25 protein-coding genes are annotated in these 26,552 nt (G+C 44.6%); 6 read left to right on the plus strand and 19 right to left on the minus strand.

Annotated features, from left to right (window positions below; all coding sequences use genetic code 11):
• Positions 1–187: 187 nt before the first annotated feature.
• Positions 188–1,090, plus strand: a complete 903-nt coding sequence (locus CW735_RS10800; protein ID WP_100972075.1) for a LysR family transcriptional regulator — start codon at positions 188–190, stop codon at positions 1,088–1,090.
• Between the two features lie 294 nt (positions 1,091–1,384).
• Positions 1,385–1,783: a DUF3718 domain-containing protein gene (locus tag CW735_RS10805; protein ID WP_100972077.1), complete on the plus strand. Its 399-nt coding sequence runs from the start codon at positions 1,385–1,387 to the stop codon at positions 1,781–1,783.
• An 82-nt stretch (positions 1,784–1,865) separates the two neighbouring features.
• Here CW735_RS10805 and CW735_RS10810 read toward each other — a convergent pair whose 3' ends face one another.
• From CW735_RS10810 to CW735_RS10830, 5 genes are all read right to left on the minus strand, one after another.
• Positions 1,866–2,780, minus strand: coding sequence for an alpha/beta fold hydrolase (locus CW735_RS10810; protein ID WP_100972079.1), 915 nt, complete (start codon positions 2,778–2,780; stop codon positions 1,866–1,868).
• 229 nt (positions 2,781–3,009) lie between these two features.
• A complete protein-coding gene (locus CW735_RS10815; RefSeq protein ID WP_100970746.1) occupies positions 3,010–4,044 on the minus strand; it encodes an IS110 family transposase in 1,035 nt (344 codons plus the stop codon).
• Between the two features lie 138 nt (positions 4,045–4,182).
• Positions 4,183–5,982 carry an acyl-CoA dehydrogenase C-terminal domain-containing protein gene (locus CW735_RS10820; protein WP_071979831.1) on the minus strand — a complete coding sequence of 600 codons (1,800 nt, stop codon included), beginning with the start codon at positions 5,980–5,982 and terminating at the stop codon, positions 4,183–4,185.
• A 9-nt stretch (positions 5,983–5,991) separates the two neighbouring features.
• Positions 5,992–7,173: an acetyl-CoA C-acyltransferase gene (locus tag CW735_RS10825; protein ID WP_100972081.1), complete on the minus strand. Its 1,182-nt coding sequence runs from the start codon at positions 7,171–7,173 to the stop codon at positions 5,992–5,994.
• 11 nt (positions 7,174–7,184) lie between these two features.
• Positions 7,185–9,305, minus strand: coding sequence for a 3-hydroxyacyl-CoA dehydrogenase NAD-binding domain-containing protein (locus CW735_RS10830; protein ID WP_071979833.1), 2,121 nt, complete (start codon positions 9,303–9,305; stop codon positions 7,185–7,187).
• Positions 9,306–9,549: 244 nt separating this feature from the next.
• On the opposite strand from CW735_RS10830, the gene CW735_RS10835 reads away from it, so the two are divergent.
• Positions 9,550–10,458 (plus strand): haloalkane dehalogenase, encoded by a 909-nt coding sequence (locus CW735_RS10835; protein WP_071979834.1) that lies wholly within the window; start codon positions 9,550–9,552, stop codon positions 10,456–10,458.
• A gap of 38 nt (positions 10,459–10,496) precedes the next feature.
• A complete protein-coding gene (locus CW735_RS10840) occupies positions 10,497–11,261 on the plus strand; it encodes an SDR family NAD(P)-dependent oxidoreductase (protein WP_100973241.1) in 765 nt (254 codons plus the stop codon).
• An 806-nt stretch (positions 11,262–12,067) separates the two neighbouring features.
• Here CW735_RS10840 and CW735_RS10845 read toward each other — a convergent pair.
• The 7 genes from CW735_RS10845 to CW735_RS10875 form a co-directional block, all read right to left on the minus strand.
• Positions 12,068–13,102, minus strand: coding sequence for an IS110 family transposase (locus CW735_RS10845; protein WP_100970746.1), 1,035 nt, complete (start codon positions 13,100–13,102; stop codon positions 12,068–12,070).
• A gap of 165 nt (positions 13,103–13,267) precedes the next feature.
• Positions 13,268–14,242 (minus strand): NADPH:quinone oxidoreductase family protein, encoded by a 975-nt coding sequence (locus CW735_RS10850; protein WP_100972083.1) that lies wholly within the window; start codon positions 14,240–14,242, stop codon positions 13,268–13,270.
• Positions 14,243–14,286: 44 nt separating this feature from the next.
• Entirely contained in the window at positions 14,287–15,348 is a 1,062-nt protein-coding gene (locus CW735_RS10855) for a phosphotransferase family protein (RefSeq protein ID WP_071979836.1), read from the minus strand.
• 9 nt (positions 15,349–15,357) lie between these two features.
• Complete coding sequence (locus CW735_RS10860) at positions 15,358–16,572, minus strand: acyl-CoA dehydrogenase family protein (protein ID WP_071979837.1); 1,215 nt, start codon at positions 16,570–16,572, stop codon at positions 15,358–15,360.
• An 11-nt stretch (positions 16,573–16,583) separates the two neighbouring features.
• On the minus strand, positions 16,584–17,270 hold the full coding sequence (locus CW735_RS10865) for a histidine phosphatase family protein (protein ID WP_100972085.1): 687 nt from the start codon (positions 17,268–17,270) through the stop codon (positions 16,584–16,586).
• Positions 17,271–17,482: 212 nt separating this feature from the next.
• Positions 17,483–18,133: a DsbA family oxidoreductase gene (locus CW735_RS10870; RefSeq protein WP_100972087.1), complete on the minus strand. Its 651-nt coding sequence runs from the start codon at positions 18,131–18,133 to the stop codon at positions 17,483–17,485.
• Between the two features lie 172 nt (positions 18,134–18,305).
• Positions 18,306–19,064, minus strand: coding sequence for an SGNH/GDSL hydrolase family protein (locus tag CW735_RS10875; RefSeq protein WP_157812682.1), 759 nt, complete (start codon positions 19,062–19,064; stop codon positions 18,306–18,308).
• Positions 19,065–19,209: 145 nt separating this feature from the next.
• On the opposite strand from CW735_RS10875, the gene hemN reads away from it, so the two are divergent.
• Positions 19,210–20,619 carry an oxygen-independent coproporphyrinogen III oxidase gene (gene hemN / locus CW735_RS10880; RefSeq protein WP_100972091.1) on the plus strand — a complete coding sequence of 470 codons (1,410 nt, stop codon included), beginning with the start codon at positions 19,210–19,212 and terminating at the stop codon, positions 20,617–20,619.
• On the opposite strand, the gene CW735_RS10885 is transcribed toward hemN, so the two are convergent.
• The 7 genes from CW735_RS10885 to moaB all read right to left on the minus strand — a co-directional run bounded on the left by CW735_RS10885 (position 20,606) and on the right by moaB (position 25,640).
• On the minus strand, positions 20,606–21,820 hold the full coding sequence (locus CW735_RS10885) for an ATP-binding cassette domain-containing protein (RefSeq protein WP_100972093.1): 1,215 nt from the start codon (positions 21,818–21,820) through the stop codon (positions 20,606–20,608). The two genes, hemN and CW735_RS10885, sit on opposite strands and share 14 nt — an antisense overlap.
• A complete protein-coding gene (gene modB, locus CW735_RS10890) occupies positions 21,820–22,527 on the minus strand; it encodes a molybdate ABC transporter permease subunit (RefSeq protein ID WP_100972095.1) in 708 nt (235 codons plus the stop codon). Before modB ends, CW735_RS10885 begins: the two co-directional genes overlap by 1 nt.
• A complete protein-coding gene (gene modA, locus CW735_RS10895; protein WP_100972097.1) occupies positions 22,515–23,840 on the minus strand; it encodes a molybdate ABC transporter substrate-binding protein in 1,326 nt (441 codons plus the stop codon). Before modA ends, modB begins: the two co-directional genes overlap by 13 nt.
• Positions 23,841–23,850: 10 nt before the next feature.
• Complete coding sequence (locus CW735_RS10900; RefSeq protein ID WP_083595266.1) at positions 23,851–24,324, minus strand: molybdenum cofactor biosynthesis protein MoaE; 474 nt, start codon at positions 24,322–24,324, stop codon at positions 23,851–23,853.
• A gap of 2 nt (positions 24,325–24,326) precedes the next feature.
• Positions 24,327–24,563: a MoaD/ThiS family protein gene (locus tag CW735_RS10905; RefSeq protein WP_232230475.1), complete on the minus strand. Its 237-nt coding sequence runs from the start codon at positions 24,561–24,563 to the stop codon at positions 24,327–24,329.
• A gap of 85 nt (positions 24,564–24,648) precedes the next feature.
• Positions 24,649–25,137, minus strand: a complete 489-nt coding sequence (moaC, locus tag CW735_RS10910) for a cyclic pyranopterin monophosphate synthase MoaC (protein WP_071979845.1) — start codon at positions 25,135–25,137, stop codon at positions 24,649–24,651.
• Positions 25,134–25,640 carry a molybdenum cofactor biosynthesis protein B gene (gene moaB, locus CW735_RS10915; RefSeq protein ID WP_071979846.1) on the minus strand — a complete coding sequence of 169 codons (507 nt, stop codon included), beginning with the start codon at positions 25,638–25,640 and terminating at the stop codon, positions 25,134–25,136. Before moaB ends, moaC begins: the two co-directional genes overlap by 4 nt.
• A 139-nt stretch (positions 25,641–25,779) precedes the next feature.
• On the opposite strand from moaB, the gene CW735_RS10920 reads away from it, so the two are divergent.
• Positions 25,780–26,535 carry a HesA/MoeB/ThiF family protein gene (locus CW735_RS10920; RefSeq protein WP_071979847.1) on the plus strand — a complete coding sequence of 252 codons (756 nt, stop codon included), beginning with the start codon at positions 25,780–25,782 and terminating at the stop codon, positions 26,533–26,535.
• Positions 26,536–26,552: the final 17 nt, after the last annotated feature.

A 26,552-nucleotide genomic window follows, 5' to 3' on the forward strand; every position in this document is an offset into this window, starting at 1 on the left:
TATTAATTTTACTACACTACTATTAGCAATCTGAATGTTTCAATTAACTTTTAATAATAGGTATTTATAAGTATTCTTGTTACACTATCGTTAACAATGCGTGGTTACTATGTACACAATTGTGACATCGTAGCCTGTTATTATCTATTGGCTTTTTCTGGGTACTCGCCCCACTGAAGGATTAATTATGAATCTCAATAGAGTCGACTTGAACCTTTTCGCGGTGTTTGATGCTATTTATACCGCAGGCAGCTTAACGAAAGCCGCCGATGTTCTATGTATTACGCAGCCTGCGGTAAGTAATTCACTTGCCAGGCTAAGAGAAATGCTGAACGACCCTCTATTTGTTCGCACCGGTCATAGCATGACGCCCACTCCCGTGGCGCAAAATATTATTGTTCCTGCAAGGCAAGCACTGGCTTTACTGCGCAAGAGTGTTCAAGAAAGTCACACCTTCGATCCACTTACCGCAGAGAAGTCATTTAACTTTGCAAGTAGAGATTTGCTAGAGGCCAGTATTATGCCTCGCCTTGTTGCTCGCCTTCAGAATTTGGCACCAAACATTGGCATAACAAACTACGAAATTCCGCGCAGTCAGGTTGTGTCCGCGATGGCGAGCGGCACTCTTGATTTCTTTGCAGACGCGTCTACCTTTACCGACCCTCATTTGTGCAAAGAGAAAATAGCGCAAGACCGTTTTGTTGTGCTGGCGAGAAAGAATCACCCTGCACTAAAGAACGGACTCGATTTAGAAACATTTTTACGCCTAGGTCATATCAATGTATCGCAAAGAAAGTCAGGGGCTGGGCCCATTGATATTGCTTTAGACAAAATGGGAAAACGCAGAAAAGAGGTCATGCGCGGCCAACACTTTCTCACAGTTCCAAGCACTATCGTAAAAACCGACCTTATTGCTTGTTTACCATTTCACCTAGCTAAACATTACGATTTAGCTATATACGAAGTGCCTTTTGACTTACCTCCAGTAGAGTATTACCTGTATTGGCATGTGAGTGCCGATCATGACTATGCACATATGTGGATGCGCGAACAAATTATGGAAGTGGCGAGCAATTTCAAACCTCATTAGCGCGCCTGCGCACATCTTCAGTAAACGTTAACCAACTTTTGAAGTCTCAATATGCCCGAGCACGGTACATTGAGACTTTTTTTGTAGCCGTGACAAATGCACAAAAATTTTCTAAATCTCCATGCAAGCACCTAATACAAAAGACTAATTTTGATTAAACAACAGACTAAACTTTAGTCTAACGTATGCATATTCATACTAAGTTATTTTTCAGCATGTTTTTGATGCCCAATGTAATGCGTTTAATAAAACCGAACACAAAAACACCAATCAAACTTATCGGGAACTTTAACCATGTTGAAAATAGTTAAATCTTCGTTAGTTATTGCTGCATCTACACTAGCGTTCTCACATGCAGCGCAAGCAGACGACATCAACGATGCACTTGCGAATATCTGCACTATAGTTCAGGCAGATGACAAAGGTGAATTGCGCAAGAAAATGCGTCGCGTACAGTCTGACTTCAGATTAAAGCTTAGAGATTATTACGCTGGTGTGTCTTGTGGTGGGCAGAGCTTAATTCGTACCGCGCTTGAAAGTAATGCTGTGGAAGTGGGCACGCTTTTGGTAAAAAAAATGCCAAGTAGGGATCTAAAGCAGCCAGAGGCAGATGGTAAAACACTGCAAGCTTGGATTGCTGAAAAAGGGCTACAGAACTCACCGATATCTGAAGAGCTAGCCAGCCGTATTTAATTTCAATAGCACACCATTACTATCTTAATATCTGAGGCTCTTTTATGGAGCCTCTGCTATTTCTGAATGCCTCTAACGCTTTTTACGCCTCTATAAATTCGATGACGTTTATAGCTGCCCAGTCTGAATATTCTCTGTGGATCCAGTGGCTTGCCGTATCGAGGTAAATCACCTTGCAGTGCGGAACATAGTGTTCAATACCTTGAAGTACAGCAGTATCAAAAGCTTTATCTTCTCTACCCCACAGAACCAAAGTTTCCAGAGAAATGTTGATATTGGGAACGTGTATGTTCGCTAACTCATCTGGCGATGCGTTAATACCAGGTATTTTTTGTGGCATATTTCTGTAGTAACTCAACATAGCATTGAGTTTAGTTTTATCTTGCCAGTCATTTAAAAGTGAGTTCGCATATTCATGTTCTCGTTTGAAAAAGCTGGCGCCCAGCATTTCCCTTAATAGGCTAAAATTTGTGTCTGCCAACATGTTCTCAGCGCCGTTATCTCGAAGCGCATCAATATATTGACTCTTTTCACGCTGGGTTTTGCTCATTATTAACGACTGTGTAAATGTTGAAGGGTGCGCAGCATTGAGAATAACAAGTTTATCAATTAACTCACTGTGAAAAGCCGCAAGTGGCCATGCAATAGCACCGCCCCAGTCGTGCCCTATTAACACAATTTTTCTGCCCTGTTTAACTGATTCAATAAATAAAACCATGCGCTTTATCAACGCAGGCACTTCATAGTCTCGCTGGGAGGGCAATACCTCAGACAAATGATAACCGGGTAAGTCAGGGGCAATAACATCAACATGTTCGGGAGTGCAGCGTATAAACGGCTCCCATGCGTGAGAATTTTCAGGGAAGCCGTGAAACAAAATTAACAGTGTTTTTTGTTCGTCACCTTCAGACTCAGGCGCGTTAGTTCCGCGCTGTGATTCTCGGCTGAGATAATGAATTTTCTTGCCATCAATGGAGACATATCGTGAATCTAACATTATGTAAGCACCAATAAAAATGTATGGTCCGCCTCGTTATTGCAATGATTAATTTCGATAACGGGGTTGGTTATGCGCTAATGTATTCGGAGTCTGTTTAGGCGCTTTCGCAACCCGCTCCACGATGAGATCCGCGCTGGATTATCCTCAAAAAACCGAAAGCTTCTGAGAGCTGTTTTTTATGTCAGGTTTTAATCCAGTGGTTCTACCGTTTTCGTCATCATATTTATCATTGCAAACCCGGTGCTAACGCTTTGCTGTTGAATGCTTTTTTTGTTTTCATCACTGCCCATGCTATTCGGGCCAGTTTGTTGGCCAGGGCAACGGTTACAACATTGAATGGCTTGGTGGCGCGTAAATTTATCAACCACTCGCCATAAATCTTTCCGGTCTTATCCGGCCTGGACATAACCGCCCTGGCGGCATGGATAAACAAGGTTCGGAGTTCTTTGTTACCCCGCTTGCTTATCCCCAGTAATTTGGGTTTACCGCCAGTTGAGTACTGCGCTGGAACTAACCCTAACCATGCAGCCATGTTTCTTCCGTTTTTAAAATCCGTAGCGCTACTGATGTTGGCAATACAAAGGCTGGCGGTCATATCGCCAATACCTGGGATGGTTTTAAGAAGCTGCCCTATCGGGTTTGTATCAACCAGTTGCTTTAGCTTTTTATCTTGTCTCTCAATGTTCCTGTTAAGGAGCAGGTAATATTCGTGCAGCTCCATGAGCTCTTCCATAAGTAACCCTGGCAAGACCTGCCGCTGCTGTGAAAGCCAGTTAAACAGTTGCTTCATTACGCTATGGCCTGTTGGAAGTGCAATGCCAAACTCCAGCAGTAAGGAGCCTATACGGGACATGCAGGCTGTTCTGTCTTTGACATACCCATGCCTTGCTTTATGAATAGCTGAAATGACCTGGGCTTCTTCAGATTTGACGCTGACAAACCGCATTTTCGGTCTTATTGATGCTTCGCATATGGCCTCTGCATCAATAAAATCATTCTTATTGCTTTTAACGAAAGGTTTTACGTATTGTGGCGGGATTAGTTTGACCGTATGCCCCATCAACTCACACTGCCTGCCAAGCCAGTGCGCACCGCCACAAGCTTCGAAAGCAATTGTGCATGGCGTTAATTGATGAAGATAGTGAATGAGTGCCGAGCGGGAAAATTTTTTGCGAATGATTTGATTATCTGAATAGTCGCGGCCTATCACGTGAAAAGATGATTTGCCTAAATCGATTCCAAGAACTTTAATAGTAGACATGATGGTTCGCCTCTTTGATTGCCTAACTCTAAGATTAGCTTAGAGGTGAGGCGGACCATCTAATTAAGCCGAGTAACAAAAGTGGCGATTGATTCACACACTCTCGTTACCCGGCACACTAGGTTTGCTAAAAGCTAATTATTCAACAGCAAACATACTTTCAGGCATAGACATCAGGTTGTCCGAACCAGACTGCATTGCAGAAACCAGTGAACGCGTGCGCGTAAGCAAACGATCAAAGTAGAACCCTGTAGTCAGTATTTTACTCTTGTAGAATTCCGTTTCTGTGCTTCCGGCATCAAGCTGTTCTTGTGCCTTAACTGCCATACGTAACCAGAAATATGCAACAGTCACATAACCTGAGTACATAAGGTAATCAACGGAAGCCGCACCGATTTCGTCTGGGTTAGACGCAGCCGCTTTGCCAATATCCATGGTTACTTGCTGCCACTCATCTAAATGCGAGTTTAGTGCATTTGTCCATGCGCTAAACTGTGCATTGTCGCGAAGAGAGTTACAGTAATCGCGAACTTCCTGCACAAATACATTGAGCAATTCACCGTTAGATCCCATCACCTTACGGCCAAGTAAATCCACTGCCTGAATACCCGTAGTGCCTTCGTACATGGTACAAATACGTGTATCACGTGCAAGCTGCTCCATGCCCCACTCTTTAATGAAACCGTGGCCGCCGTATACCTGCATACCGTAGCTTGTGGTTTCTTGAGCAGTTTCAGTCAAAAACGCTTTAACAATCGGCGTCAAGAATGCAAGTTTTGCTTCTGCTGTTTGCTTAGCAACTTCATCGTCGCCATATAAGGTTACATCTACCATTTGCATACAGTACGCGGCTAATGCACGATTGCCCTCGGCAAATGCTTTTTGCGTTAACAACATACGACGCACGTCTGGGTGCACAATAATGGGATCAGCAGGACCGTCTGGGTTCTTACGCCCTGTCATTGAGCGAAACTGCACTCGGTCTTTCGCGTACTTAAGCGCACCTTGGAATGCCGTTTCTGACGCTGCCAGACCTTCAAGGCCAGTGCCTATCCGTGCAGTGTTCATAAAGGTAAACATACAGTTAAGGCCGCGGTTAGGAGGACCAATAAGGAACCCTTTAGCGCCATCAAAGTTAATTACGCAAGTTGCGCTAGCTTTGATACCCATCTTGTGTTCTATACTGCCGCAATTTACCGCATTGCGATCTTGCTTCTCACCGTTTTGCGACACGTTGTATTTTGGTACAACAAACAGAGAAATACCTTTGGTGCCCTCAGGCGCGTCAGGCAGGCGAGCCAATACGATATGCACGATGTTTTCAGACATGTCATGCTCACCGGCAGAGATAAAGATCTTCGTGCCGGTTAGGCTGTAACTACCATCTTCTTGCGGTTCTGCGCGGCATTTCAGCATACCAAGGTCAGATCCACAGTGTGCCTCTGTTAAACACATTGTGCCTGTCCATTCTCCGCTGATTAGCTTATGAAGAAACATATCTTGCTGTTCTTTCGTGCCGTGCGCTTTAAGTGTTTCCATACAGCCTTGGCTTAGACCTGGATACATAGCCCACGAGTGGTTTGCACCAGAAAACCATTCAGCAATTATTGAAGCAAGTGAGTAAGGAAGGTTTTGTCCGCCAAACTCTTCTGGGTGCGCCATACTTGGCCATCCGCCTTCAACATAGGTCTGATAAGCTTCTTTGAAACCTTTAGGTGTAGTAACCACACCGTTGTCCCACTTACAACCTTCTTCATCACCAGATTGGTTAATAGGTGCAAGCGTGTTTTCTGAAAACTTAGCCGCCTCTGCAAAGATTGCTGAAACCAAGTCTTCGGAGGCTTCGTCGAAACCTAACTTTTGATAGTGACTTTGAAAATCGAGTAGCTCATGTGTTACAAACATGGCGTCGCGTTGTGGAGCTTTATAACCTTCCATACTAAATACCTATAGAACTTCAAATAAACCAGCAGCGCCCATGCCGCCACCGATACACATAGTGCAAACAACAAATTTCGCACCACGTCTTTTACCTTCGATGAGTGCGTGACCCACCATACGAGCACCGCTCATGCCATAGGGGTGACCAATAGAAATGGCACCGCCGTTTACATTTAATAATTCGTCTGGAATGCCCAATTTATCGCGACAGTATAAAACTTGTACCGCAAACGCCTCGTTGAGTTCCCATAGACCTATATCGTCCATGGTCAATCCATGCTGCTTTAATAGCTTAGGAATGGCAAAAACAGGACCTATTCCCATTTCATCAGGTTCACAACCCGCAACCTCAATGCCGCGATAAACGCCAAGAGGCTGTGTGCTTCCTTTTACGGCTGTGTTTTCATCCATAATTACGGTAGCGCTGGCACCGTCAGACAACTGACTGGCGTTACCCGCTGTTATGCAACCGCCTTCAATGACCGGTTTAAGGCCTTGCAGCCCTTCTAATGAAGTTTCAGGACGGTTACCTTCATCTTTCGACAACGTAGCTTCCCTTTCACTGATCTCGCCTGTTTCTTTGTTGAACAGTTGCTGTGTGGCAGTGATAGGTACAATTTCATCATCAAATTTGCCTGCAGATTGCGCTGCCGCAGTACGCATCTGACTTTGATATCCGTATTCGTCTTGTGCATCGCGGCTAATGTTATAGCGCTTAGCCACCACTTCTGCTGTTTGCAGCATTGGCATGTAAATATCGTTGTGTTTAGCCACTAGTGCTGGGTCTACCGCACGGTAGGTGTTCATATTTTTATTCTGCACTAACGAGATTGAATCTAGCCCACCCGCAACCATAATGTTTGTTTCGCCGGAGCGGATAGTATTAGCCGCGGTAGCAATGGCATACATCCCCGAGCTGCACTGCCTGTCGAGGGTCATTCCCGCAACCGAAACAGGTAAATCGCCAGCAAGTGCTGCTAAACGACCGATGTTCATTCCGCCACTCCCTTGGGTGAGCGCAGAGCCCATAATGACATCATCAACAGACGCTGGATTTATACCTGCACGCTCAACCGCATTTTTGATGGCGTGGCCACCAAGCGAAGGCGCAGGCAAGTTATTTAAGACGCCTTTGTAGGCACGCCCTATAGGCGTTCTTGCTGTGCTAACAATTACTGCATCACGCATTGTATTGTTCCTTATTTTTTGTAACTTTTGAAACTGCCGCCTTCTTGCGCCAGTTTGACTAGTAGATCGCTTGGCTCTAACCACATTTTGCCGTAATCGCCAAGCTGGTCACGATACGTTGTCAGCTTGTCTAATATGGTTTTCAATCCCACTTCATCTGCATATTGCATAGGGCCACCACGGAACACTGGGAAGCCGTAACCATAGACGTAAATCACGTCAATATCGCTTGATTTAGCCGCAATGCCTTCTTCAAGAATAATCGCGCCTTCGTTTATCAGAGAAAACATCACGCGAACTAAAATCTCTTCATCGCTTATGTCTGAACGTTGCTGAACCCCTAAACGTTCGGCTTCTTTTTTGGCAATCTCTAACACTTCGGGATCTGGAATGGGAACTCGACTACCGGGTTCGTAGTTGTAAGTACCGCGGCCTGTTTTAAGACCATTCCGTCCCATTTCAACAAGACGGTCGGCAACAGCGCCATAGGCTGGATCATGAGCAATGTGCTCTTGACGAGACTGGCGAACATAGTAGCCAATATCTAACCCAGCCATATCACCCATCGTAAATGGCCCCATTGGCATACCAAAGTCAGTAAGCACTTTGTCTACTTGCTCAGGTGACGCCCCTTCTAATAGCAAACGATTAGCCTCGCGACCATATGGCTCAATCATTCGATTACCAACGAATCCAAAACATACACCCACTAACACGGCGACCTTTTTAATACGCTTGGCCATTTTCATGCAGGTTTTGATTACTTCAGGTGATGTCTTATCGGCCTTAACAACTTCTAGCAGACGCATAACGTTTGCTGGAGAGAAGAAATGAAGGCCAATGACGTCTTCAGGACGAGACGTTGCTGTCGCAATTTCATCAATATCAAGTGTCGATGTATTAGACGCTAATATGGCACCTGGCTTACATACTTTGTCGAGGGTTGAAAAAACGGTCTTCTTGACTTCCATTTTTTCAAAAACGGCTTCAATCACTAAATCTACGTCGCTTAAATCGTCGTAAGTGGTAGTGCCTGAAAGCAATGCCATTCGCGTTTCTACTTGCTCTTGAGTCAGCTTACCCTTTCTAGCGCTGTTTTCGTAATTCTTACGAATAAGTGCCAAGCCCTTTTCCAGTGCTTCCTCTTTTAGCTCAAGCATAGTTACTGGAATACCGGCGTTGGCGAAGTTCATCGCTATACCACCGCCCATAGTGCCTGCACCAATGATTGCAACTTTCTCGATATTGCGTTCTGGCGTTGTTTTATCGAAGTCTTTTACGTGGCCGGCTGCGCGCTCTGCAAAGAAGAAGTGCTGCTGAGCTCTCGCCTGGGGTGTATTCATACACTCCATAAATAGCTTGCCTTCGTTTTTAAGGCCATCCTCAAACGATAAGGTATAAGCGCCACGAACCGCTTCTATACATTTAAGCGGTGCGAAAAAGCCTTTTGATGCTTTTTTGGTCTGAGCAGTGACTGCTTCAAACACTCCCTGAGTTTCCTCAGACATGGAAAGTGTAATGTCACAAGTACGCTTAACGGCGTTTGGTCCGCTAAGCGATGCTAAATAGGCTTTAGTGTCTTCTAAAAGGTGTTCAGGTTTGTCTGATATTTTATCGAATACACCCGGTAACTTGAGTACCGATGTGGGTTTACCCGTAACTATCATGGTAAGAGCTGTTTGAGCGTCGGCAAGTCTAGGTAGGCGCTGTGTGCCACCTGCCCCAGGTAAGATACCAAGATTGACTTCTGGGAGACCAACTTTGTTATCGGCAAATGTCACCCGATGGTGACATGCAAGTGCAACTTCCAAACCGCCGCCAAAAGCCGGCCCAGGAAGAACTGCAATAACGGGTTTCGATGCGTTCTCAATTTTGTCGAGAACTTCAGGTAGCATTGGTGATAAGTCGCCACCAGAGAATTCGCTGATGTCAGCACCGCCTGAGAATATGGGAAGCGATGAAGTGATAACGATTGCACTTACGCTGTCGTCTTTAATCGCATTGTCGACACCCTCAATCAGGCCTATGCGAAGCGCTCTTGATAGTGCATTTACCGGCGCGCTTTGCATCGTGAGAGTGGCAACACCCTGCGTTACTTCATACGCTACTGCGTTATTTTCCGTCTGAGTCATAACCATTTCCTGTTTATCACGTTAATCGGATGTTATTGCAGTGTTGTCAATCATCCAAGTTTATTGGTGTTATAGACATTTATCACAATATTGAATACGGGGTTGAAAGCCTTTTTCTTCTTCACATTTGGCTAAAGAGCACGTATCGCGCTAGATACAGATCGATTGACAGAATTATCTGCGAGTGCTTTTGTTACACTAACGTTAATGCTTTGATCATCATTTTTACAAGGAGCGTTATGTCATGAAAGTACTTAAAACACCCGAAAATGCCTTTGCCGATATTTCTGATTTTCCCTATCCGGCACATTTTGTTGAAGTTACCGATACGGTGAGTAGTGAACTGTGTATGGCTTATTATCAACTGGGGCCAACAGAAGGTCATCCCGTTGTACTTCTGCATGGAGAACCCACGTGGGCATATTTGTATAGAAAAATGATGCCGCTACTTGCCGATGCGGGTTTTTGTGTTTTTGTCCCTGACTTAATTGGTTTTGGTCGCTCAGATAAACCGACATTGAAAAGCGACTACACCTATGGCAGGCATTTAATTTGGCTAAAAGACTGGTTCAATCAGGTAGTCAAAGGGCCTGCAACCTTGTTTTGTCAAGATTGGGGCGGCCTCTTAGGCCTTAGAATGGTGGCAGATATGCCGACACGTTTCGCGGGTGTGATGGCATCAAATACTGGGCTACCCACTGGCGATGTGAAGCCAACGGAAGCATTCACACGTTGGCGTCGCTTTTCACAAGATGTTGAAGAGTTCCCAACCTCAACCATTATTAACAACGGTACCCTTTCCGACATAGATGAACATGCCTTGGCGGCTTACGACGCGCCCTTTCCCGATGAGAGTTATAAAATGGGCGCGCGAATGTTTCCGCTACTTGTACCTACCGAACCAGATAGCCCAGATTCACAGGCTAACCGAAACGCATGGCAGTCTTTAAAACAGTTTAATAAACCCTTTATGACGGCATTTAGTGACGGAGACCCTGTCACTGCTGGCGGCGAAAAGTATTTACAAAAGCAAATACCTGGCTGCAAAGGAATCAAACACGCTTCGATAAAATCCGGAGGGCACTTTGTGCAAGAGGACAAAGGGGAAGAGTTGGCTCAGTTGCTTATCTCTTTCATACGCAGCTACCAATAACTAAATCAAACAAATTATAAAAGGAAAATAACATGACTATGGATCCACTTCTTAATTTCACCGGACAAGTGGCACTTATAACTGGCGCAGCAAGCGGTTTTGGACGTCTTTTAGCAAAAGGGCTAGCTGAGCGAGGAGCAAAATTAGTACTAAGTGACATAAATGAAACGGCCCTTGAGGAAGTGCAAACTGAATTGCAGCCGCTGACTGCTGTAGAAGTGATAGCGGGTAACATTGCGGAGGAGACACTAAATAAGGCGCTGGTAGAATTAGCCATAGAGAAATTTGGACGCCTAGATATTGCCGTAAATAATGCCGGTATTGCCCATACCCCTGCGCCAGTTCATGAAATGACAGAAGCAATTATGGACAGTCAGTTTGCAGTAAACGTTAAAGGAGTGATGTTTGGTATGAAATACCAAATTCCAGCCATGCTGTCGCAAAAGAAGGGACATGTGCTGAATGTGAGTTCTCTCGCAGGGCTTGGTGGAGCCCCTAAAGGCGCTGCCTATGCCGCCGCCAAACACGCCGTTGCAGGCGTTACGCGCACCGCTGCTGTTGAATATGGAAGGAAAAATGTACGTGTAAATGCCATTTGCCCGTTTTACAGCCCCACAAACATTCTAAATGTTGATGGCTACAATACGCCAGAGGCCCAAGCTCAGCTGGGGCAAGGCAGCCCAATGAAGCGTTTGGGCGAACCTCAGGAAATAGTAAATACCATTCTGTTGATGCTGTCTCCAGGCAACAGCTATATGAACGGACAAACAGTTGCCGTAGACGGTGGTGTAACTGCCTGGTAATGAGTATAGCTTTTTATACCTAGGTATAAGCTTATCTGTTTTGTTTTGTTAGGGCTTTAGTTTTAATAGAGATGAACAAACAAAGTGTGACTGACGAGGCGCGTGCAACCGCCTCCGACGTTCCTCTCCTTTCGTATCGCAGAGACAGCAACTTATGACAACACGGTTCGTGTACAACATATCTACTATTTGCTCTGTATTTTGCTTCGTTACTTTAGTTTCCCCTTTGAACGCCCACGCTGCTGAAAATAAGGCTAGCGTTTCGGCTGGGGTGTCGACGTTGCAAGCGCATTCGACCACTAAGAAAGTGCGCCGTATTACCCAAACATCGCCAAGTACCATATTGAAACTGTTATCGGTCACGGCAAGAAGCGGTCAAAAAAACCATAGCACACCGTTTATCCATCCTTTACTTCAAAACGACAATCAAAAGTCTGATTAACTGTTTTTGGGCTAAAAGCTATGGACAAATGAGACGTGAAAGCGCTCTCTTGATAATCTCACCTGTAAGTTCGTTTTTGACTCTTTACTCGCTCTTTATACCATTAGTCGACATAGCGCCCATTCTGAATAGAAGCGAATACCATCCATAAAAAATGTATGGTCCGCCTCGTTATTGCAATGATTAATTTCGATAACGGGGTTGGTTATGCGCTAATGTATTCGGAGTCTGTTTAGGCGCTTTCGCAACCCGCTCCACGATGAGATCCGCGCTGGATTATCCTCAAAAAACCGAAAGCTTCTGAGAGCTGTTTTTTATGTCAGGTTTTAATCCAGTGGTTCTACCGTTTTCGTCATCATATTTATCATTGCAAACCCGGTGCTAACGCTTTGCTGTTGAATGCTTTTTTTGTTTTCATCACTGCCCATGCTATTCGGGCCAGTTTGTTGGCCAGGGCAACGGTTACAACATTGAATGGCTTGGTGGCGCGTAAATTTATCAACCACTCGCCATAAATCTTTCCGGTCTTATCCGGCCTGGACATAACCGCCCTGGCGGCATGGATAAACAAGGTTCGGAGTTCTTTGTTACCCCGCTTGCTTATCCCCAGTAATTTGGGTTTACCGCCAGTTGAGTACTGCGCTGGAACTAACCCTAACCATGCAGCCATGTTTCTTCCGTTTTTAAAATCCGTAGCGCTACTGATGTTGGCAATACAAAGGCTGGCGGTCATATCGCCAATACCTGGGATGGTTTTAAGAAGCTGCCCTATCGGGTTTGTATCAACCAGTTGCTTTAGCTTTTTATCTTGTCTCTCAATGTTCCTGTTAAGGAGCAGGTAATATTCGTGCAGCTCCATGAGCTCTTCCATAAGTAACCCTGGCAAGACCTGCCGCTGCTGTGAAAGCCAGTTAAACAGTTGCTTCATTACGCTATGGCCTGTTGGAAGTGCAATGCCAAACTCCAGCAGTAAGGAGCCTATACGGGACATGCAGGCTGTTCTGTCTTTGACATACCCATGCCTTGCTTTATGAATAGCTGAAATGACCTGGGCTTCTTCAGATTTGACGCTGACAAACCGCATTTTCGGTCTTATTGATGCTTCGCATATGGCCTCTGCATCAATAAAATCATTCTTATTGCTTTTAACGAAAGGTTTTACGTATTGTGGCGGGATTAGTTTGACCGTATGCCCCATCAACTCACACTGCCTGCCAAGCCAGTGCGCACCGCCACAAGCTTCGAAAGCAATTGTGCATGGCGTTAATTGATGAAGATAGTGAATGAGTGCCGAGCGGGAAAATTTTTTGCGAATGATTTGATTATCTGAATAGTCGCGGCCTATCACGTGAAAAGATGATTTGCCTAAATCGATTCCAAGAACTTTAATAGTAGACATGATGGTTCGCCTCTTTGATTGCCTAACTCTAAGTCTAGCTTAGAGGTGAGGCGGACCATCTAATTAAACCGCATAACGTTTCATTATGCGGCTCTTGGTTTTTGCACTCTAGAACCTTAGGCACTTTTCAGCACAAAAGTTTACTTCTCTTGAAAGAAGCCTGAATTAAGGAACAATCACCATTTTGCCTTTAACTTCTCTATTCATCACTTTGGTCATTGCCTTTGTCGCTTGTTCTAACGGAAGAGCTTCATCGACCACCACCTTCACTTTACCCTGAACATACCAAGTGAGAAGCTCTTGCATATTTGCTGCAAACCCTTTTGGATCGTGCTGGGTGAAGGACCCCCAAAATACGCCCATTACCGAGTAGCCTTTTACCAACGCTAAATTAACAGGGAACTTTGGTATCTCGCCACCAGCAAACCCGACAACTAACAACCGACCTTCCCACGCCATACTTCTGCTACATGCGTGAAAAGTATCACCACCGACGCACTCATAAATGACGTCAGCACCTTTACCTTCAGTCACTTCTTTCAACGTTTCTTTTAAGTCTTTCTCTTTATAGTTAATAAGAATATCAGCGCCGTGCTCTTTAGCTAAGGCAAGCTTTTCGTCTGTTGAGCACACAGCAATAACCTTAGCCCCCATGGTTTTGCCAATTTGTACCGCCGCCAGACCAGTACCCCCCGCAGCCCCCGTAACAACTAGTGTCTCACCGGGCTGCAACTTAGCACGCTGTTTTAAGGCGTGATGTGCAGTGGCGTGGGCGGTCACTAGCGCCGCTCCTTCATTCACATCAATCGAGTCTGGCAGTGGCATAACATGGCTAGCTTGTACCGCAACTTTTTCTGCGTAACCACCTAAGTTAGACAGTGCAATGACTCGCTGCCCTTTCTTAACGTGACTAACACCCTCACCCACTTCACAAATCACACCAGCTACCTCGTTCCCTGGAATAAACGGAAAATCTGGCTGCATTTGATATAATCCCTGAACCAAAAGTCCATCGGGGAAATTCACTCCTGCGGCTTGAACGTCAACCACTACATAGCCGGGTTTCGCTACCGGGTCAGCAACGTCTTGTACTCGTAAATCCTCTACAGGCCCAAAGGCTTCGCATACTATGGCTTTCATGTTTACTCCGTATTCTGTTTTACACCAAACGCTCGTTTTGCATTTTATTCGCTATCTTGATGTATGGTTTGGTTAGCTATTTGTGCTAATGGACGCACCATGGCGCCTAACTGCATTGCTTTTTCGCTCGACGCATTGCCGTCGTGAGCACGTTTTACCACGCCCTGCAAAATAGCTGCTAAGCGGAAAAAGCTAAAAGCTAGATAGAAGGTCCAATTGTTTATTTTCTCAATATTTCGACGCTGACAGTAGGCATTCACATAGGCCTGCTCTGACGGAATACCCAAGGCTTCCCGATCTAGCCCGCCTAATCCTGCCGCGTGTGCAATATCAGAGGGTAGTCTAAGCTGCATACATTGATAAGCTAAGTCTGCATAGGGGTGCCCTAAAGTCGATAACTCCCAGTCGAGCACCGCAATCACTCTTGGGTTGTCGCTATCACTCATATCAAACATCATATTGTCGAGCCTGAAATCTCCATGAACTAGTGATGTCTGACCATCATCCTCCGGTAAATTTGCTTCAAGATAACTAATAAGCTGTTCAATTTCTTCGATATGCTCTAGCTCTGACGCGCGATACTGCTTGGTCCACCGGCTCAATTGTCGCTCGAAATAACTGCCAGGTTTACCGTAATCGCTTAGACCCGCCGCTTGAATGTCCACGCTGTGCAAAGACGCTAACACTCTGTTCATTTCGTCGTACATTGCACCGCGAGTTTTTGCCGACGCTATTTCAGGTAACGCACTGTTCCAAAATATCTCACCCTCTACGTAAGCCATAATGTAAAACATACTGCCTATTACGCTGGTGTCTTCGCACAGGTGGTATGCTTTAGGAACCGGCACGTTGCTTTCCTGCAAGGCGTTTATAACTCTAAATTCTCTATCTACTGCATGGGCAGATTTTAATAATTTGCCAGGCGGCTGTCTTCGCAGTACAAACGTTCCCTTTTCAGAACTCAGCTTAAAGGTTGGATTTGACTGACCACCGGAAAACTTATCAGCGCTGCTTACATGCCCAATTTCGGGGCATGCAGCGGCTAAATAGTGATTAAGAACTTCTAAATCTAACGCATGAGGCGCTGTTGCTTTTTCTTCACTCACACTAATTCCCTATGCGTTTTTATCAGCAATTAAATTGCGGCCCAGCTGCATCATATGCACTTGATCTGGACCGTCTGCTAGCTTAATTGTACGCGCGTAGGCATACATTGCCGATAGCACGAAATCTTGGCTAGTCCCGGCCGCACCGTGCATTTGAATAGACTCGTCAATAACGTTACATGCCATAGTAGGTGCAACAATTTTTATGGCTGCGATAAGATCTCTAGATACTTTATTTCCATACCTGTCCATTTTGTCCGCAGCTTTCAATGTGAGTAATCGAGCTTGCTCAATGTCACAATGCATTTTAGCAATGCTTTCGCGAACCGACTGCTGTTTTGCTAGAGGCTTGCCAAAGGCTACACGTGCTTCCACACGCTCGCACGCCATATCGAGGGCGCGTTGAGCACAACCAATTAAACGCATGCAGTGATGTATTCTGCCTGGGCCAAGGCGACCTTGGGCAATTTCAAAGCCTTTACCCTCGCCCACAAGCAAGTTTTCGGCAGGCACTCTAACATTCTCAAACAGAACTTCAGCGTGACCAATAGGCTCATCATAAAAGCCCATCGCTGCCATAGGTCTTACAATCGTCACGCCTTTAGTATCGACAGGAACTAATATCTGCGATTGTTGCTGATGACGAGGAGCATCAAAATCGGTTTTCCCCATCACTATCATGATTTTGCAGTTTTCATTCATGGCACCACTGGTATACCACTTTTTACCGTTAATAACGTATTCATCACCGTCGCGTGTGATAGACGTCTCAATATTTGTTGCATCGCTAGATGCTACCGCTGGCTCGGTCATTGCAAAAGCAGAACGAATTTCGCCGTTTAACAGCGGAACCAACCACTTTTCTTTTTGTTCTTCGTTTCCGTATTTTGCCAACACTTCCATATTGCCTGTATCTGGCGCGCTGCAGTTGAATATTTCAGAACTAAATAGTACTCGCCCCATCTCTTCACACAATGGCGCATACTCGGCATTAGTAAGCCCTGCGCCGTAAGGCTTGTATTCTTCTGGCAAAAACAGATTCCACAAGCCTGCATCTCGAGCCTTTTGCTTGAGCGTTTGCATCAACTCTGGTGTCTTCCATCGGTTCTCACCATTTTCTACCGCGTGAATGTACTCCTGTTCTATGGGGTACACTTCTTCTTTCATGAAGGCTCTTAATTTTTCCAAAAGCGCCTGCGTTTTTTCATTATATTCAAAGTTCATAGCTGTCCCGTTTAGCTGTAGGTAATGGCGTGCAACCTGTCGATCACATCCAGGTGAGGTACGCTGTTGAAGTTATTTAGATGAACACCCCGCTTGTTGGCGAAGCATTGTGAAAAGCTGGCATTGCGTATCTGCAAATTCATATTGATAACTGTGGCGGAGTCGTAGCCCAAAATGTGTTTTAGCATCATGGCAATGGCTCCGCCCGAGCTTACAACCAATACACGTTTGGCATCCATATTTTGCAGGTGCGTGAGCATATTACTTACCCGTCCCTCGAACTGTGCCCATGTTTCGTCTAGAAGTTCATGAGGAAGTTTGTCTTGCGACCAAGCAAGCATGGCTTTTTTTAATAAACGATAAAATTCGGCGGGTGACGATCCCTCAGGAACTCTGTCCTCGGGAAAGAGATTGAGATAGGCAGCGGCAACCGCTTGGAAGTTGAATTCATTGAGTGAGCTATCTCGTGTCGCCTTAGGAAGTGATTTCCCCCCTGCAGACAATCCTTTTGCAATCCCCTCGTTAGTTTCTCGATGCCTTACCATGTCTCCCATAAATACAGAATCGAAATGTATATCGCGATGATGAAAATAGTCGCCCAGCCATATGGCTTGCTGTGCCCCAAGCTCGCTTAGTTTGTCGTAATTAGCCTTGCCAAAAGACGCTTGTCCGTGACGAACTAAATAGATATCTGTCATTTCATGCTCGTATGTTACTAATATGTTAAACATACTAAGAAAACTACTTGCATAAGTTTAATTGATATTTTGAATGGGGGTTCATCATGTGAAGCTATTGGGAGAATGTCAGTGATGCTGACTCTCCCAAAATAAGCAAGGCTGTAAGCAGAGAAGCTGCAGCAGCGTTAGAGCTGGTGTAAGCCGGGGTTGGTAAAACTAGCAGAGGAAAGCTAGGCGTTAGCGCTATTTGCAGCGTCCTTTATAAATGCTGCTAACGTTACGGGTTCTTGCGCACCAGCAACTCCCTGATTTCCAATAACGAATGTTGGCACGCTCTGAATACCACGCTGCATCCAAGCCGACTCCTTTTGCCGAACAATATCGGCATAGCGTTCACTCTCAAGCGCCTCTGTAATGCCCAGCTTATCTAAACCGACAATACCGCCTTCCTGAACTAAAACATCTAAATTATTAATGTTTTTTCCCTCTGAAAAATAAGCTTCGAATAAACGCATCTTCATTGCTAGCGCCAACCCTGCTTCCTCTGCATAGTGGATAAGTTGGTGAGCTTTAAAGGTGTTTTGCATTGTTGCATCATCGGCAAGTTTAAACTCAAACCCAATGGCTTTACCTGCCTCTACTAACCTCTGTCTGTTCGCACTACTTTGCTGCTCGGTGATGCCATATTTTTCCATCACGTGCTCACGTAAATTTTGGCCTTCTTCTGTCATAGCAGGGTTTAGTTCAAAAGGGTGAAACTTTACGTCAACCGTTATATTTTCCTGCGCCAGTGAATCGATGGCCTGCTGTAAATGTTTATAACCTACAATGCACCAAGGGCACACTACGTCAGACACCATATCAATTGTTATTGTTCGCATTTGGCCTCGTTTAACGTTCGTAAAATAAACGCAATAAAAAAAGAATTTTTGGGGCTACAAACCAAAATTTATCGCCCCGAATATTATTTAACACTGTTTATTGACCACAATAACCGTAAATGGTTTATACCAGGTATGCAAATTAGCGAGACAACGAACAGTTCATATTTCTTTACCAGGGCGTGTTATTTTCTTTGATAAGAGTAACAATTTGCTTTGCCCAAATTGCATAGCCTGCAGATGACGGATGAAAACCATCAATGGCCATCATGTTTGCATTTAGCAGAGGTTTTCTTTTAACTGAATGACTATAAGTGTGAAAATTATTGTTCAATAAATTCACTGTCAATAAACGGCCAAACGGCAGTGTAATCAGGCTTTTTTCTAGTGCGTTATTGAGCATAGCCGCACGCAGCCCCAATACATATCGCAAAGGTTGAGGTATCGCAGGAAATTCAGCCATCGGGGGTAAACCCGAGAAAATCACTAATTTGCACCCAAACTTTTGTACGAGCAATTGGTAGATAAGACTCACGTTAGTATTCCACGCTTTCAGTGACGTAAACCGAGTTACATCATTAACACCAATAGAAACTACGGCAATGTCGAAACGCCGCGGGTTTTCTTTTTGAAGCAACTCCAGTAACCCCTGGCTAGCAAGCCCCGCTTTTGCTAATAAACAGATAGATGCCGCGGTATTATCTTCACTTAATAGCTGCTGTTGAAGTTTGCCTAGCAAAGCATCGTTTTGTGTCTCAACTCCTACGCCTGCCGCTGCTGAATCACCTGTAAGTAGTATTTTTATGGGTTTTTGTATAGCCTCTTGTACGGCTTCTTGTTCAGCTTCTTGCTTCTCACTCTCTACCTCTACTTCGGTAAGTATTTCTCGTGCACCCACGGGTTCGGGCAGCCTAAGTGCCTTTTTTCTCACCCAAAGTGCCTGAAAAGAAATCACTGGAAAAAGCGTAAAAAAACAGCAGTAAAAATACAAAATATTGAACCAGATCAACTCATCATCCTTTGTTACTCGATAACATACCCATGTCTACTCAAAACCCTCAACAAGAAGAAATGTCATGACAGTGAAACAGGTGAGCCAAGCTCGCACCACTACCATTGAGAAATACGCCAAGCATGCGCCACGGTATACTTCCTACCCTACTGCTCTAAACTTTTCGCCAGTAAACAATGACATTCTTAGCATTGCAAATAAAGCGACTAAAGCTGATAGCATAAGCCTGTATATTCACATCCCTTTTTGTAAAACTCTTTGCTATTACTGCGGTTGTAACAAAATTGTGACTCGACACAACAGCAAAGCAGATGAGTATCTCGCGTATATTGAAAAAGAGATAGTCGCTAAATCAAACTTGTATAAGGGTAAAATGGCTGTATCGCTGCACCTTGGCGGCGGGTCGCCAAGCTTTCTCAGTGCTGAGCAACAAACTACCTTAATGGCATTGCTAAAAAAATACATATCGTTTGATGAAGACGCTGAAATGTCTATTGAACTCGATCCGCGCAATGTAGATTTGCATTACCTCAATACGCTAAAAGACTTAGGTTACAACAGGCTAAGCTTTGGGCTACAAGATACAGACTTTAAAGTTCAGCAAACCATAAACCGTGTGCAAAGTACGCTGCATATTTCAGATTTAGTGTTCGAAGCCCGAAATCTAGGGTTCAACTCTATTAACTTGGACCTTATTTACGGCCTCCCGCACCAGTCTATCCACACGTTCAGGACAACCATAGCTGCAACAAAAGCGATTTCACCAGACAGAATATCGCTATTTAGTTATGCACATTTACCGGAGCGTTTTGCCGCGCAACGTAAGTTCGCCGACGACATTTTACCTAATGCGGAGCTTAAAGCAGAACTTTATGACTTGGCGGTAAAAGAATTCAAAAAGATTGGATATGAAATGATAGGGCTAGATCATTTTGCTAAAAAATCAGATAACCTGGCGTTGGCAAAAAAAGCTGGCAAACTACATAGAAATTTTCAGGGCTACACGCTGCATGGCAACACCGATTTAATCGGTTTTGGCGTGTCTGCAATAAGCACAATAGGAAATGCCTTCGCGCAAAACCCTAAACAATTAAAAGACTATTACACTAAGATAGATAACAACGAACCTGTTGCCACAATTGGGCTGTCGTTAACCAGTGACGACCTCATTAGAAGAGACGTAATATCAAGCTTAATGTGTAATTTATCGCTGGACATAAATAACATCGAGAGAAAGCACAATATTATCTTTAATGATTATTTTACCAATGAACTTAACGCGCTTCGCTTATTACAAAAAGACGGATTAGTTTTGCATATGGAACATGGCATTGTGGTTCCAGAACATGCAAGAATATTTATTAGAGCGATATGTGCAACCTTCGACGCTTATTTAGACGGCCATATGGAAGCTCATTCAAACGCTCAGGCAAAAGACAACAAAACAATACCGCGTTTCTCTAAAGCAATTTAAAGCGCGCAACTACTGGCATGTTGCGCTCTAGCGCTAATCGATGAAAAGATAATGCGCTAATAACAGCATAAAGCGGTTCCTGGTGTATTTGGGAACCGTTTTTGTCATTATCTGATCCCTGTGCGCTAGTGTCTTGAATACCTAGCGTTAGCAACACTCTTCCCTGCTGATGCCTATCAAAGAATGTTATATCTTCAATATGGCATGTCAGTGCATTTAAAATACTCGACGTGGTTTGTTCGCTGGTCTCAGAAACGTTTGTGTCTATACTCACATCACTAGCTTTTATCGATATTCGCACTGGCTGGCCATTTGTGAGGGGCTTATTTTCGGCGTCTTTACTTTCTGGGCTTGTGTGTGAATATGCAGAGACAGGAGTAAGCGTTTTTTCTGAAACATACAGGCGCTGCCCGAGTGCCATTACGCTATAAATCCTGTTGGCTATGTTTAGCGAAGAATCTGGCTCAGCGACTTTGCCAACCTCTGGCTCAATCAAATGCTCCACAACAGCGTCTATAACCGCAGAGGGTGTTTCCATACTTTCCATGCCACCATATCGGAACATGGCTTGTATCACATTATTGACCTCGCCTACCGCTGCAATGTTGCCGTTGTGAATGTAAACAAGTTCATCGCTAAACAGTAAAAGATCATCAATATCGTGAGAAACAACTAAACAGGTGAGTAAACTCGATGCGCAAAGTTTATGCAAAAACCTATAGATTTTTCGACGGCTTTGGCTATCAATAGCGCTTAACGACTCATCGAGTAAAAGAATATCTGGCCCGTTCACCAAGGCTCTAGCAATAGCTACTCGCTGTGCCTCCCCGCCTGATAGGGAATCTATCGATTTATGGACTAAGTGCGAGCAACAGCATCCAGTCAGCGCTTCTTCAATAGAAATAGCATTTTTACTTGCATGGCGTCGAGCAAGCCCTAAATTACCTTGCACATTAACATGGGGAAACAATAAGGGCTGTTGGAAAACGATCCCAATTTTTAGCTGTGCTTCTTTTGAGGCTATCTGGCTTGGCCACGAAGCCCGAACCTTTGCCTCTTTTTCAAAGCCAGCAATACAGCGCAAGAAGCTGCTTTTGCCTGCCCCTGAAGGCCCTGTTATGCCAATAAAGCGTGAAGTTGCACAAAACGTCGCTTCGCCTTCTATTCTGCCATGTAAAGCCACATTCAACGACAAACTCATCAAGACCTCACCCGATGCTGGGATACCGCAGAGTGGCGCTTATTTCCATCAAATCGATATAACAGCGCCAGCGCGACGAATGAAAACACGAGCAACCCTAATGACATAACGTGCGCGCGTTCATATTCTAGCGCCTCCACCTGCTCATATAATGCAATAGAAAGCACCTGAGTTTCGCTGGGAATATTACCGCCAATCATAAGCACAACACCGAACTCACCAACAGTATGAGCGAAGCTTAAACCAAACGCGACAATAACAGCGGCCTTGCACTGAGGTAATACAATGCGAAAAAAGGTTTCTAAAGGTGAAAAACCAAGAGAAGTTGCTACTTCTAAATAGCCCTTATTGAGCTGAGTAAAGCCACTGTAAAGTGGTTGCAATGCGAATGGCAGAGAATAGATAAGCGACCCCAGCACAAGGCCTTCAAAACTGAACGCCAACGTGCTTCCAAACAAGTCCAACCACCACGCACCTAGCGCACTTTCAGGCGAAAAAGCGATGAGCAAATAAAAGCCAAGCACCGTGGGTGGCAGCACCAAAGGTAGTGCAAAAATAGAAAGAACGAATGATTTAGCGCTATGACGCCAATTTGCTAAGAACCAGGCTAATGGCATTACGATGAGCAAAAGCAATACGCTCGTTACTAGCGCAAGTTTAAACGTTATAGACACCGCATTTAGCATATCAGTATTCACATACTCCATGCGTTTGCTCCATTTGCTCCATTTGCACAATTCGCCTCATTTGCCTTATTTATATACACGGCTGTTTCCGAAAAACTTTTATTTTTAGCATTTATCGCCGGTTCATAACCCCAGTGTTTAAGAGACATCTGCACATTACTCGACATTAGGTACTGAACAAACACACTCGCCGTGGTTAGCTTCGCTAACATTACCTGCTCAAGATCTACGTGATCTACGTGAGCTATGCTATCTTTTCGACTTACGTTATTTTCTCGGCTTTCGCTTTTAGCGTTTTTATAATTAAAGGGCGTGTTATAAACGGCTTCGTTATCGAACAGATTGGGACTCAGTGATGCCGCTTTTTTGCTGTTGATAACAAGAGACTGAATGATAGGTTCATGTAGCGATTTATCTATTAGCACCCAATTTCCAGCGTTATTGCTACCTTTGCCAGCTTCTCCAGTTGGTTGCTTTGAAAAATCACCGTGTTGTAACTGTCGCCCTTGTTTGAGAAGCTCCTGTTTTTGTGGCTTCTGATTTAAAAGTTCTTGCTCAAGCCCTCCGTGTTGGGAAAGCACTGTAGAATAGGCAACTAGGGCGTGGCTGACATTACCAGAGCTTAAATATTGATAAGTCTGCAATACGTTTTTCCCTTTCACTAATCGACCCTCTATTGCGCTATACAGCGATAAACTCTGCAACACTTGTTTTGCCGCCACCCCGTAGGGTGCAAGTTTAGGGTTAGCGATAGCAAGCTTTTCATTTGGCTTATCTAGAATTAGTTGAATGGCAGCTGCATTAAACGCCTTGTTTTCAGCAGATAAAACTGAGGAGACCAATGCTAACCGTCCTTGTGCATAGTTCACTACATTATTTATATGCACTTTTTCATTCTCAGCTAGAGCTGCTGGTCTTGCTGAATCTGCAGACATAAAAATATCAAAACCTGCGCCGTGAAGCATTTGCGCATAAAGAGTACCGCTAGAGGAGGTGGTAATCGATACTTGAATACCTGTGAGCTCGGTAAACGAAGATGTAAGAGCATGCAATGGCTCTGAAAAGTTAGCGGCTACAGCAATTTTTAACGGCGGTGATTCGGAAAACCTCATTCGCAATGTATTTAACAAATCAGTTGTGCTGAGTGAATGTTTATCGTTGCTGAGGCTGTTTTCGGTGCCTTTTTCAGTACCGTTTTCCGTGCTCTTTTCCATGTTTCGGCGTGCATTTGCAGCTGCTTTATTTTGAGCCAAGGCAGCGGCATTCGTTGAGGGCGCTATCAGCATTACCTGTAAGAGTAAGATACCGATGAGGTGAATGTTGAAATACTTCATCGTACTTGTATCAAGGTTTAGTCATCCATTTTAAAGCGGCAGCATCGTCAGAGCTCTTTGCCTCTACCCATTTTGATGTATTGCCCTTGAACTCTTTTTTCCAAAGAGGAACCGATTGTTTTAGCATATCCATCAAAAAACACGCCCCATCGAACGCCTCTTGTCGGTGAGCTCCAGCACAACCCACCCAAACTATTTGCTCGTTATTATAAATTCGCCCCACTCTGTGAACAGCCGCGGCACTTGTTAAAGAAAATCGAGTAACTGCTTTTTCTACTAACAGACCAAGCGCTTTCTCTGTCATTTCTGGGTAATGCTCCAGCGTAATACCATCAATGTCCCCAGCCATATTAAAGTCTCGAACCAAACCAGTAAACGTTACGATTGCGCCTGTGTTACCTGGTGCTCGGTGCTGAGCATCTTGCTGAAGTTTTGTGTAAAGTTCAGCTTGGTTGAAATCGTGCTCTTGAATAAAAGAAAACACCCCTAGCCTCCCGTGACGGGCGGAAAGTAGGCCAATTCATCGTTGGCACCCAGTACTGTTTTACTGTCGCATAGCTGCTGATTTCGGGCGGTCAAAACACTTCCCTCTAAGGCAAGCGCCCAGTTGCTGTCCATATTTTTTAAACGCGATGTAACGTTAGCTACCGTTTCGCCCTCTTCAATTTCAAGATGTAAGCTAGGAGTTTTTGAAAGTTCGCGAGTCTGTGCGAATGTTTTCACTGTTATCTGCATGAGTGAGCTATCTCTAAAAATTGCAAAGTAGTACTGAGCGAAAAGCTCAACACGAGACCATGAAGTGCTTTTATCATGGATAGGTCCAATGACCGGTTTTTCCGCCTTTTTTCTCAACAACTCGCACGCCATTCATATACATGGCAGGATCGATGGCCTTACACATGTCAAATAAGGTGAGTAGAGCAACGTTCACGCCAGTAAGCGCCTCCATTTCAACGCCTGTTTTTCCACTGAGCTTACAGTAACAGCTTGCCCTTATACGTTGTTGCGAAGCTTGAATTTCGAAGTCTACGTCAACTTTCGACAGAGCTAACGGGTGACATAGTGGAATGAGGTCGCTACAGCGTTTTGCACCCTGGATACCGGCTACCCGTGCTACAGCAAACACGTCGCCTTTGGCTATCTTCGCTTCGCTGATTTGCTTAATAACGCTATCGTTTACATACAAAAAGCCTTCGGCAACGGCTTCTCGCTTAGTTTCACTTTTGTCACTTACATCAACCATATTTGCCTGGCCGCCAGCATCGATATGGCTAAATTTATTTTCAGATTTAGTCATGCTTGTACCAGGTGTTTAACAAAATTACAGGGTTTAAAGTCTGCGTTAAGTTGGCTGGCAATAATTTTCTCCCACCCGGTACGACAAGCCCCAGTAGAGCCCGGTAAACAAAATATTACGGTATTATTTGCAAAGCCTGCAAGCGCTCTCGACTGGATAGTAGAGGTTCCTATCTCCTCATAGCTAAGCTGACGAAATAGCTCACCAAAGCCATCGACTTCTTTATCAAACAATACGCTTATTGCTTCAGGCGTTGAGTCTCTATGAGTAAAGCCCGTACCACCGGTTATCAACACTGCATGAATATTTGCATCGGCAATCCAACCAGACACAACTGCACGCTGCTGATAGATATCGTCTTTTACTATAGCGCGGTCGGCAAGCGAATGGCCCGCTTGAGTGAGAGCCTGAGTTAAAAAATCTCCAGATTTGTCATTATCCAGCGACCTGGTATCTGAAATAGTGAGTACGGCAATGTTTAGCGGCTGGCTAACAACAGACATATAAAATCCTATTTTGCGTGCGACATCTCGTCTGGTTTTGATAAAGTGTAGAATTACGTGCAACTAGTACAATCATTTTATGAGTAGACACTTTATAAGGGTGTGCGCCATGAATTCAACACTTAAGTTAACTTAACCAATGCCTAAAATTAGCCGTAACACAATTTCCAACGAAGATGCTATGCGATACAACCGCCATATTGTGCTCCCAAATATCGACTTGGGTGGACAAGAGTCACTGTTAAACGCACGTGTACTTATTGTTGGAATGGGCGGTTTAGGTAACGCGGCGGCAACGAGCCTATGTGCGAGCGGTGTGGGCGAAATTACGCTGGTTGATTTTGATAAAGTAGACGTGACTAATCTGCATCGCCAAACCCTGTTTAACGAAACCTCGGCAGGTTCAAGCAAGGTGAAAGCAGCCCGTGAGCAATTGGTAAAAATGAACTCTCATTGCGCTATTAATGCCATAGAAGAAGCATTTTCTTTAGAACATGAGGCGTTAATCAAACGCTGTGACATTGTGCTAGATTGTACTGATAATGCCGACTCTCGTGACCTTATTAACACCTTGTGCTATGCCAATAACACCCCCTTGGTATCCGGTGCTGCCATTCGCTTTGAAGGGCAATTGTTTGTGGCCATTCCGGGTAAAAGCAAATGCTATGGATGCTTGAGAAAGTTATTTACTGCCCCTGACTTAAGCTGCCTTGAATCTGGGATATTTTCGCCCGTTGCTAATATCATTGGCACTTACCAAGCGATGCTGGCAATGCAAATAATGATGGAATTCAAAGATATTCCCTTAAATACACTTCTCACGTTTGATGCACTTACCCACGAATGGCAACGCTGGCAACTTCCCAATAATAAGACCTGCGAAATTTGTAACTAGGGCATAAAAATGTATGG

Origin of the sequence: Alteromonas sp. MB-3u-76 (assembly GCF_002831605.1) — a bacterium.
GTDB lineage: Bacteria > Pseudomonadota > Gammaproteobacteria > Enterobacterales > Alteromonadaceae > Alteromonas > Alteromonas hispanica.

Excerpts from the sequence above, each read along its gene's own strand:
- CW735_RS10850 (WP_100972083.1), bottom strand. The coding sequence starts at position 14,242 with ATGAAAGCCATAGTATGCGAAGCCTTTGGGCCTGTAGAGGATTTACGA.
- modB (WP_100972095.1), bottom strand. The coding sequence starts at position 22,527 with ATGGAGTATGTGAATACTGATATGCTAAATGCGGTGTCTATAACGTTT.
- CW735_RS10870 (WP_100972087.1), bottom strand. The coding sequence starts at position 18,133 with ATGCGAACAATAACAATTGATATGGTGTCTGACGTAGTGTGCCCTTGG.
- CW735_RS10805 (WP_100972077.1), top strand. The coding sequence starts at position 1,385 with ATGTTGAAAATAGTTAAATCTTCGTTAGTTATTGCTGCATCTACACTA.
- CW735_RS10860 (WP_071979837.1), bottom strand. The coding sequence starts at position 16,572 with ATGAACTTTGAATATAATGAAAAAACGCAGGCGCTTTTGGAAAAATTA.
- hemN (WP_100972091.1), top strand. The coding sequence starts at position 19,210 with ATGACAGTGAAACAGGTGAGCCAAGCTCGCACCACTACCATTGAGAAA.
- CW735_RS10835 (WP_071979834.1), top strand. The coding sequence starts at position 9,550 with ATGAAAGTACTTAAAACACCCGAAAATGCCTTTGCCGATATTTCTGAT.
- moaC (WP_071979845.1), bottom strand. The coding sequence starts at position 25,137 with ATGACTAAATCTGAAAATAAATTTAGCCATATCGATGCTGGCGGCCAG.
- CW735_RS10920 (WP_071979847.1), top strand. The coding sequence starts at position 25,780 with ATGCCTAAAATTAGCCGTAACACAATTTCCAACGAAGATGCTATGCGA.
- CW735_RS10885 (WP_100972093.1), bottom strand. The coding sequence starts at position 21,820 with ATGAGTTTGTCGTTGAATGTGGCTTTACATGGCAGAATAGAAGGCGAA.
- CW735_RS10865 (WP_100972085.1), bottom strand. The coding sequence starts at position 17,270 with ATGACAGATATCTATTTAGTTCGTCACGGACAAGCGTCTTTTGGCAAG.
- moaB (WP_071979846.1), bottom strand. The coding sequence starts at position 25,640 with ATGTCTGTTGTTAGCCAGCCGCTAAACATTGCCGTACTCACTATTTCA.
- CW735_RS10830 (WP_071979833.1), bottom strand. The coding sequence starts at position 9,305 with ATGACTCAGACGGAAAATAACGCAGTAGCGTATGAAGTAACGCAGGGT.
- CW735_RS10810 (WP_100972079.1), bottom strand. The coding sequence starts at position 2,780 with ATGTTAGATTCACGATATGTCTCCATTGATGGCAAGAAAATTCATTAT.
- CW735_RS10840 (WP_100973241.1), top strand. The coding sequence starts at position 10,497 with ATGGATCCACTTCTTAATTTCACCGGACAAGTGGCACTTATAACTGGC.
- CW735_RS10845 (WP_100970746.1), bottom strand. The coding sequence starts at position 13,102 with ATGTCTACTATTAAAGTTCTTGGAATCGATTTAGGCAAATCATCTTTT.
- modA (WP_100972097.1), bottom strand. The coding sequence starts at position 23,840 with ATGAAGTATTTCAACATTCACCTCATCGGTATCTTACTCTTACAGGTA.
- CW735_RS10820 (WP_071979831.1), bottom strand. The coding sequence starts at position 5,982 with ATGGAAGGTTATAAAGCTCCACAACGCGACGCCATGTTTGTAACACAT.
- CW735_RS10825 (WP_100972081.1), bottom strand. The coding sequence starts at position 7,173 with ATGCGTGATGCAGTAATTGTTAGCACAGCAAGAACGCCTATAGGGCGT.
- CW735_RS10800 (WP_100972075.1), top strand. The coding sequence starts at position 188 with ATGAATCTCAATAGAGTCGACTTGAACCTTTTCGCGGTGTTTGATGCT.
- CW735_RS10815 (WP_100970746.1), bottom strand. The coding sequence starts at position 4,044 with ATGTCTACTATTAAAGTTCTTGGAATCGATTTAGGCAAATCATCTTTT.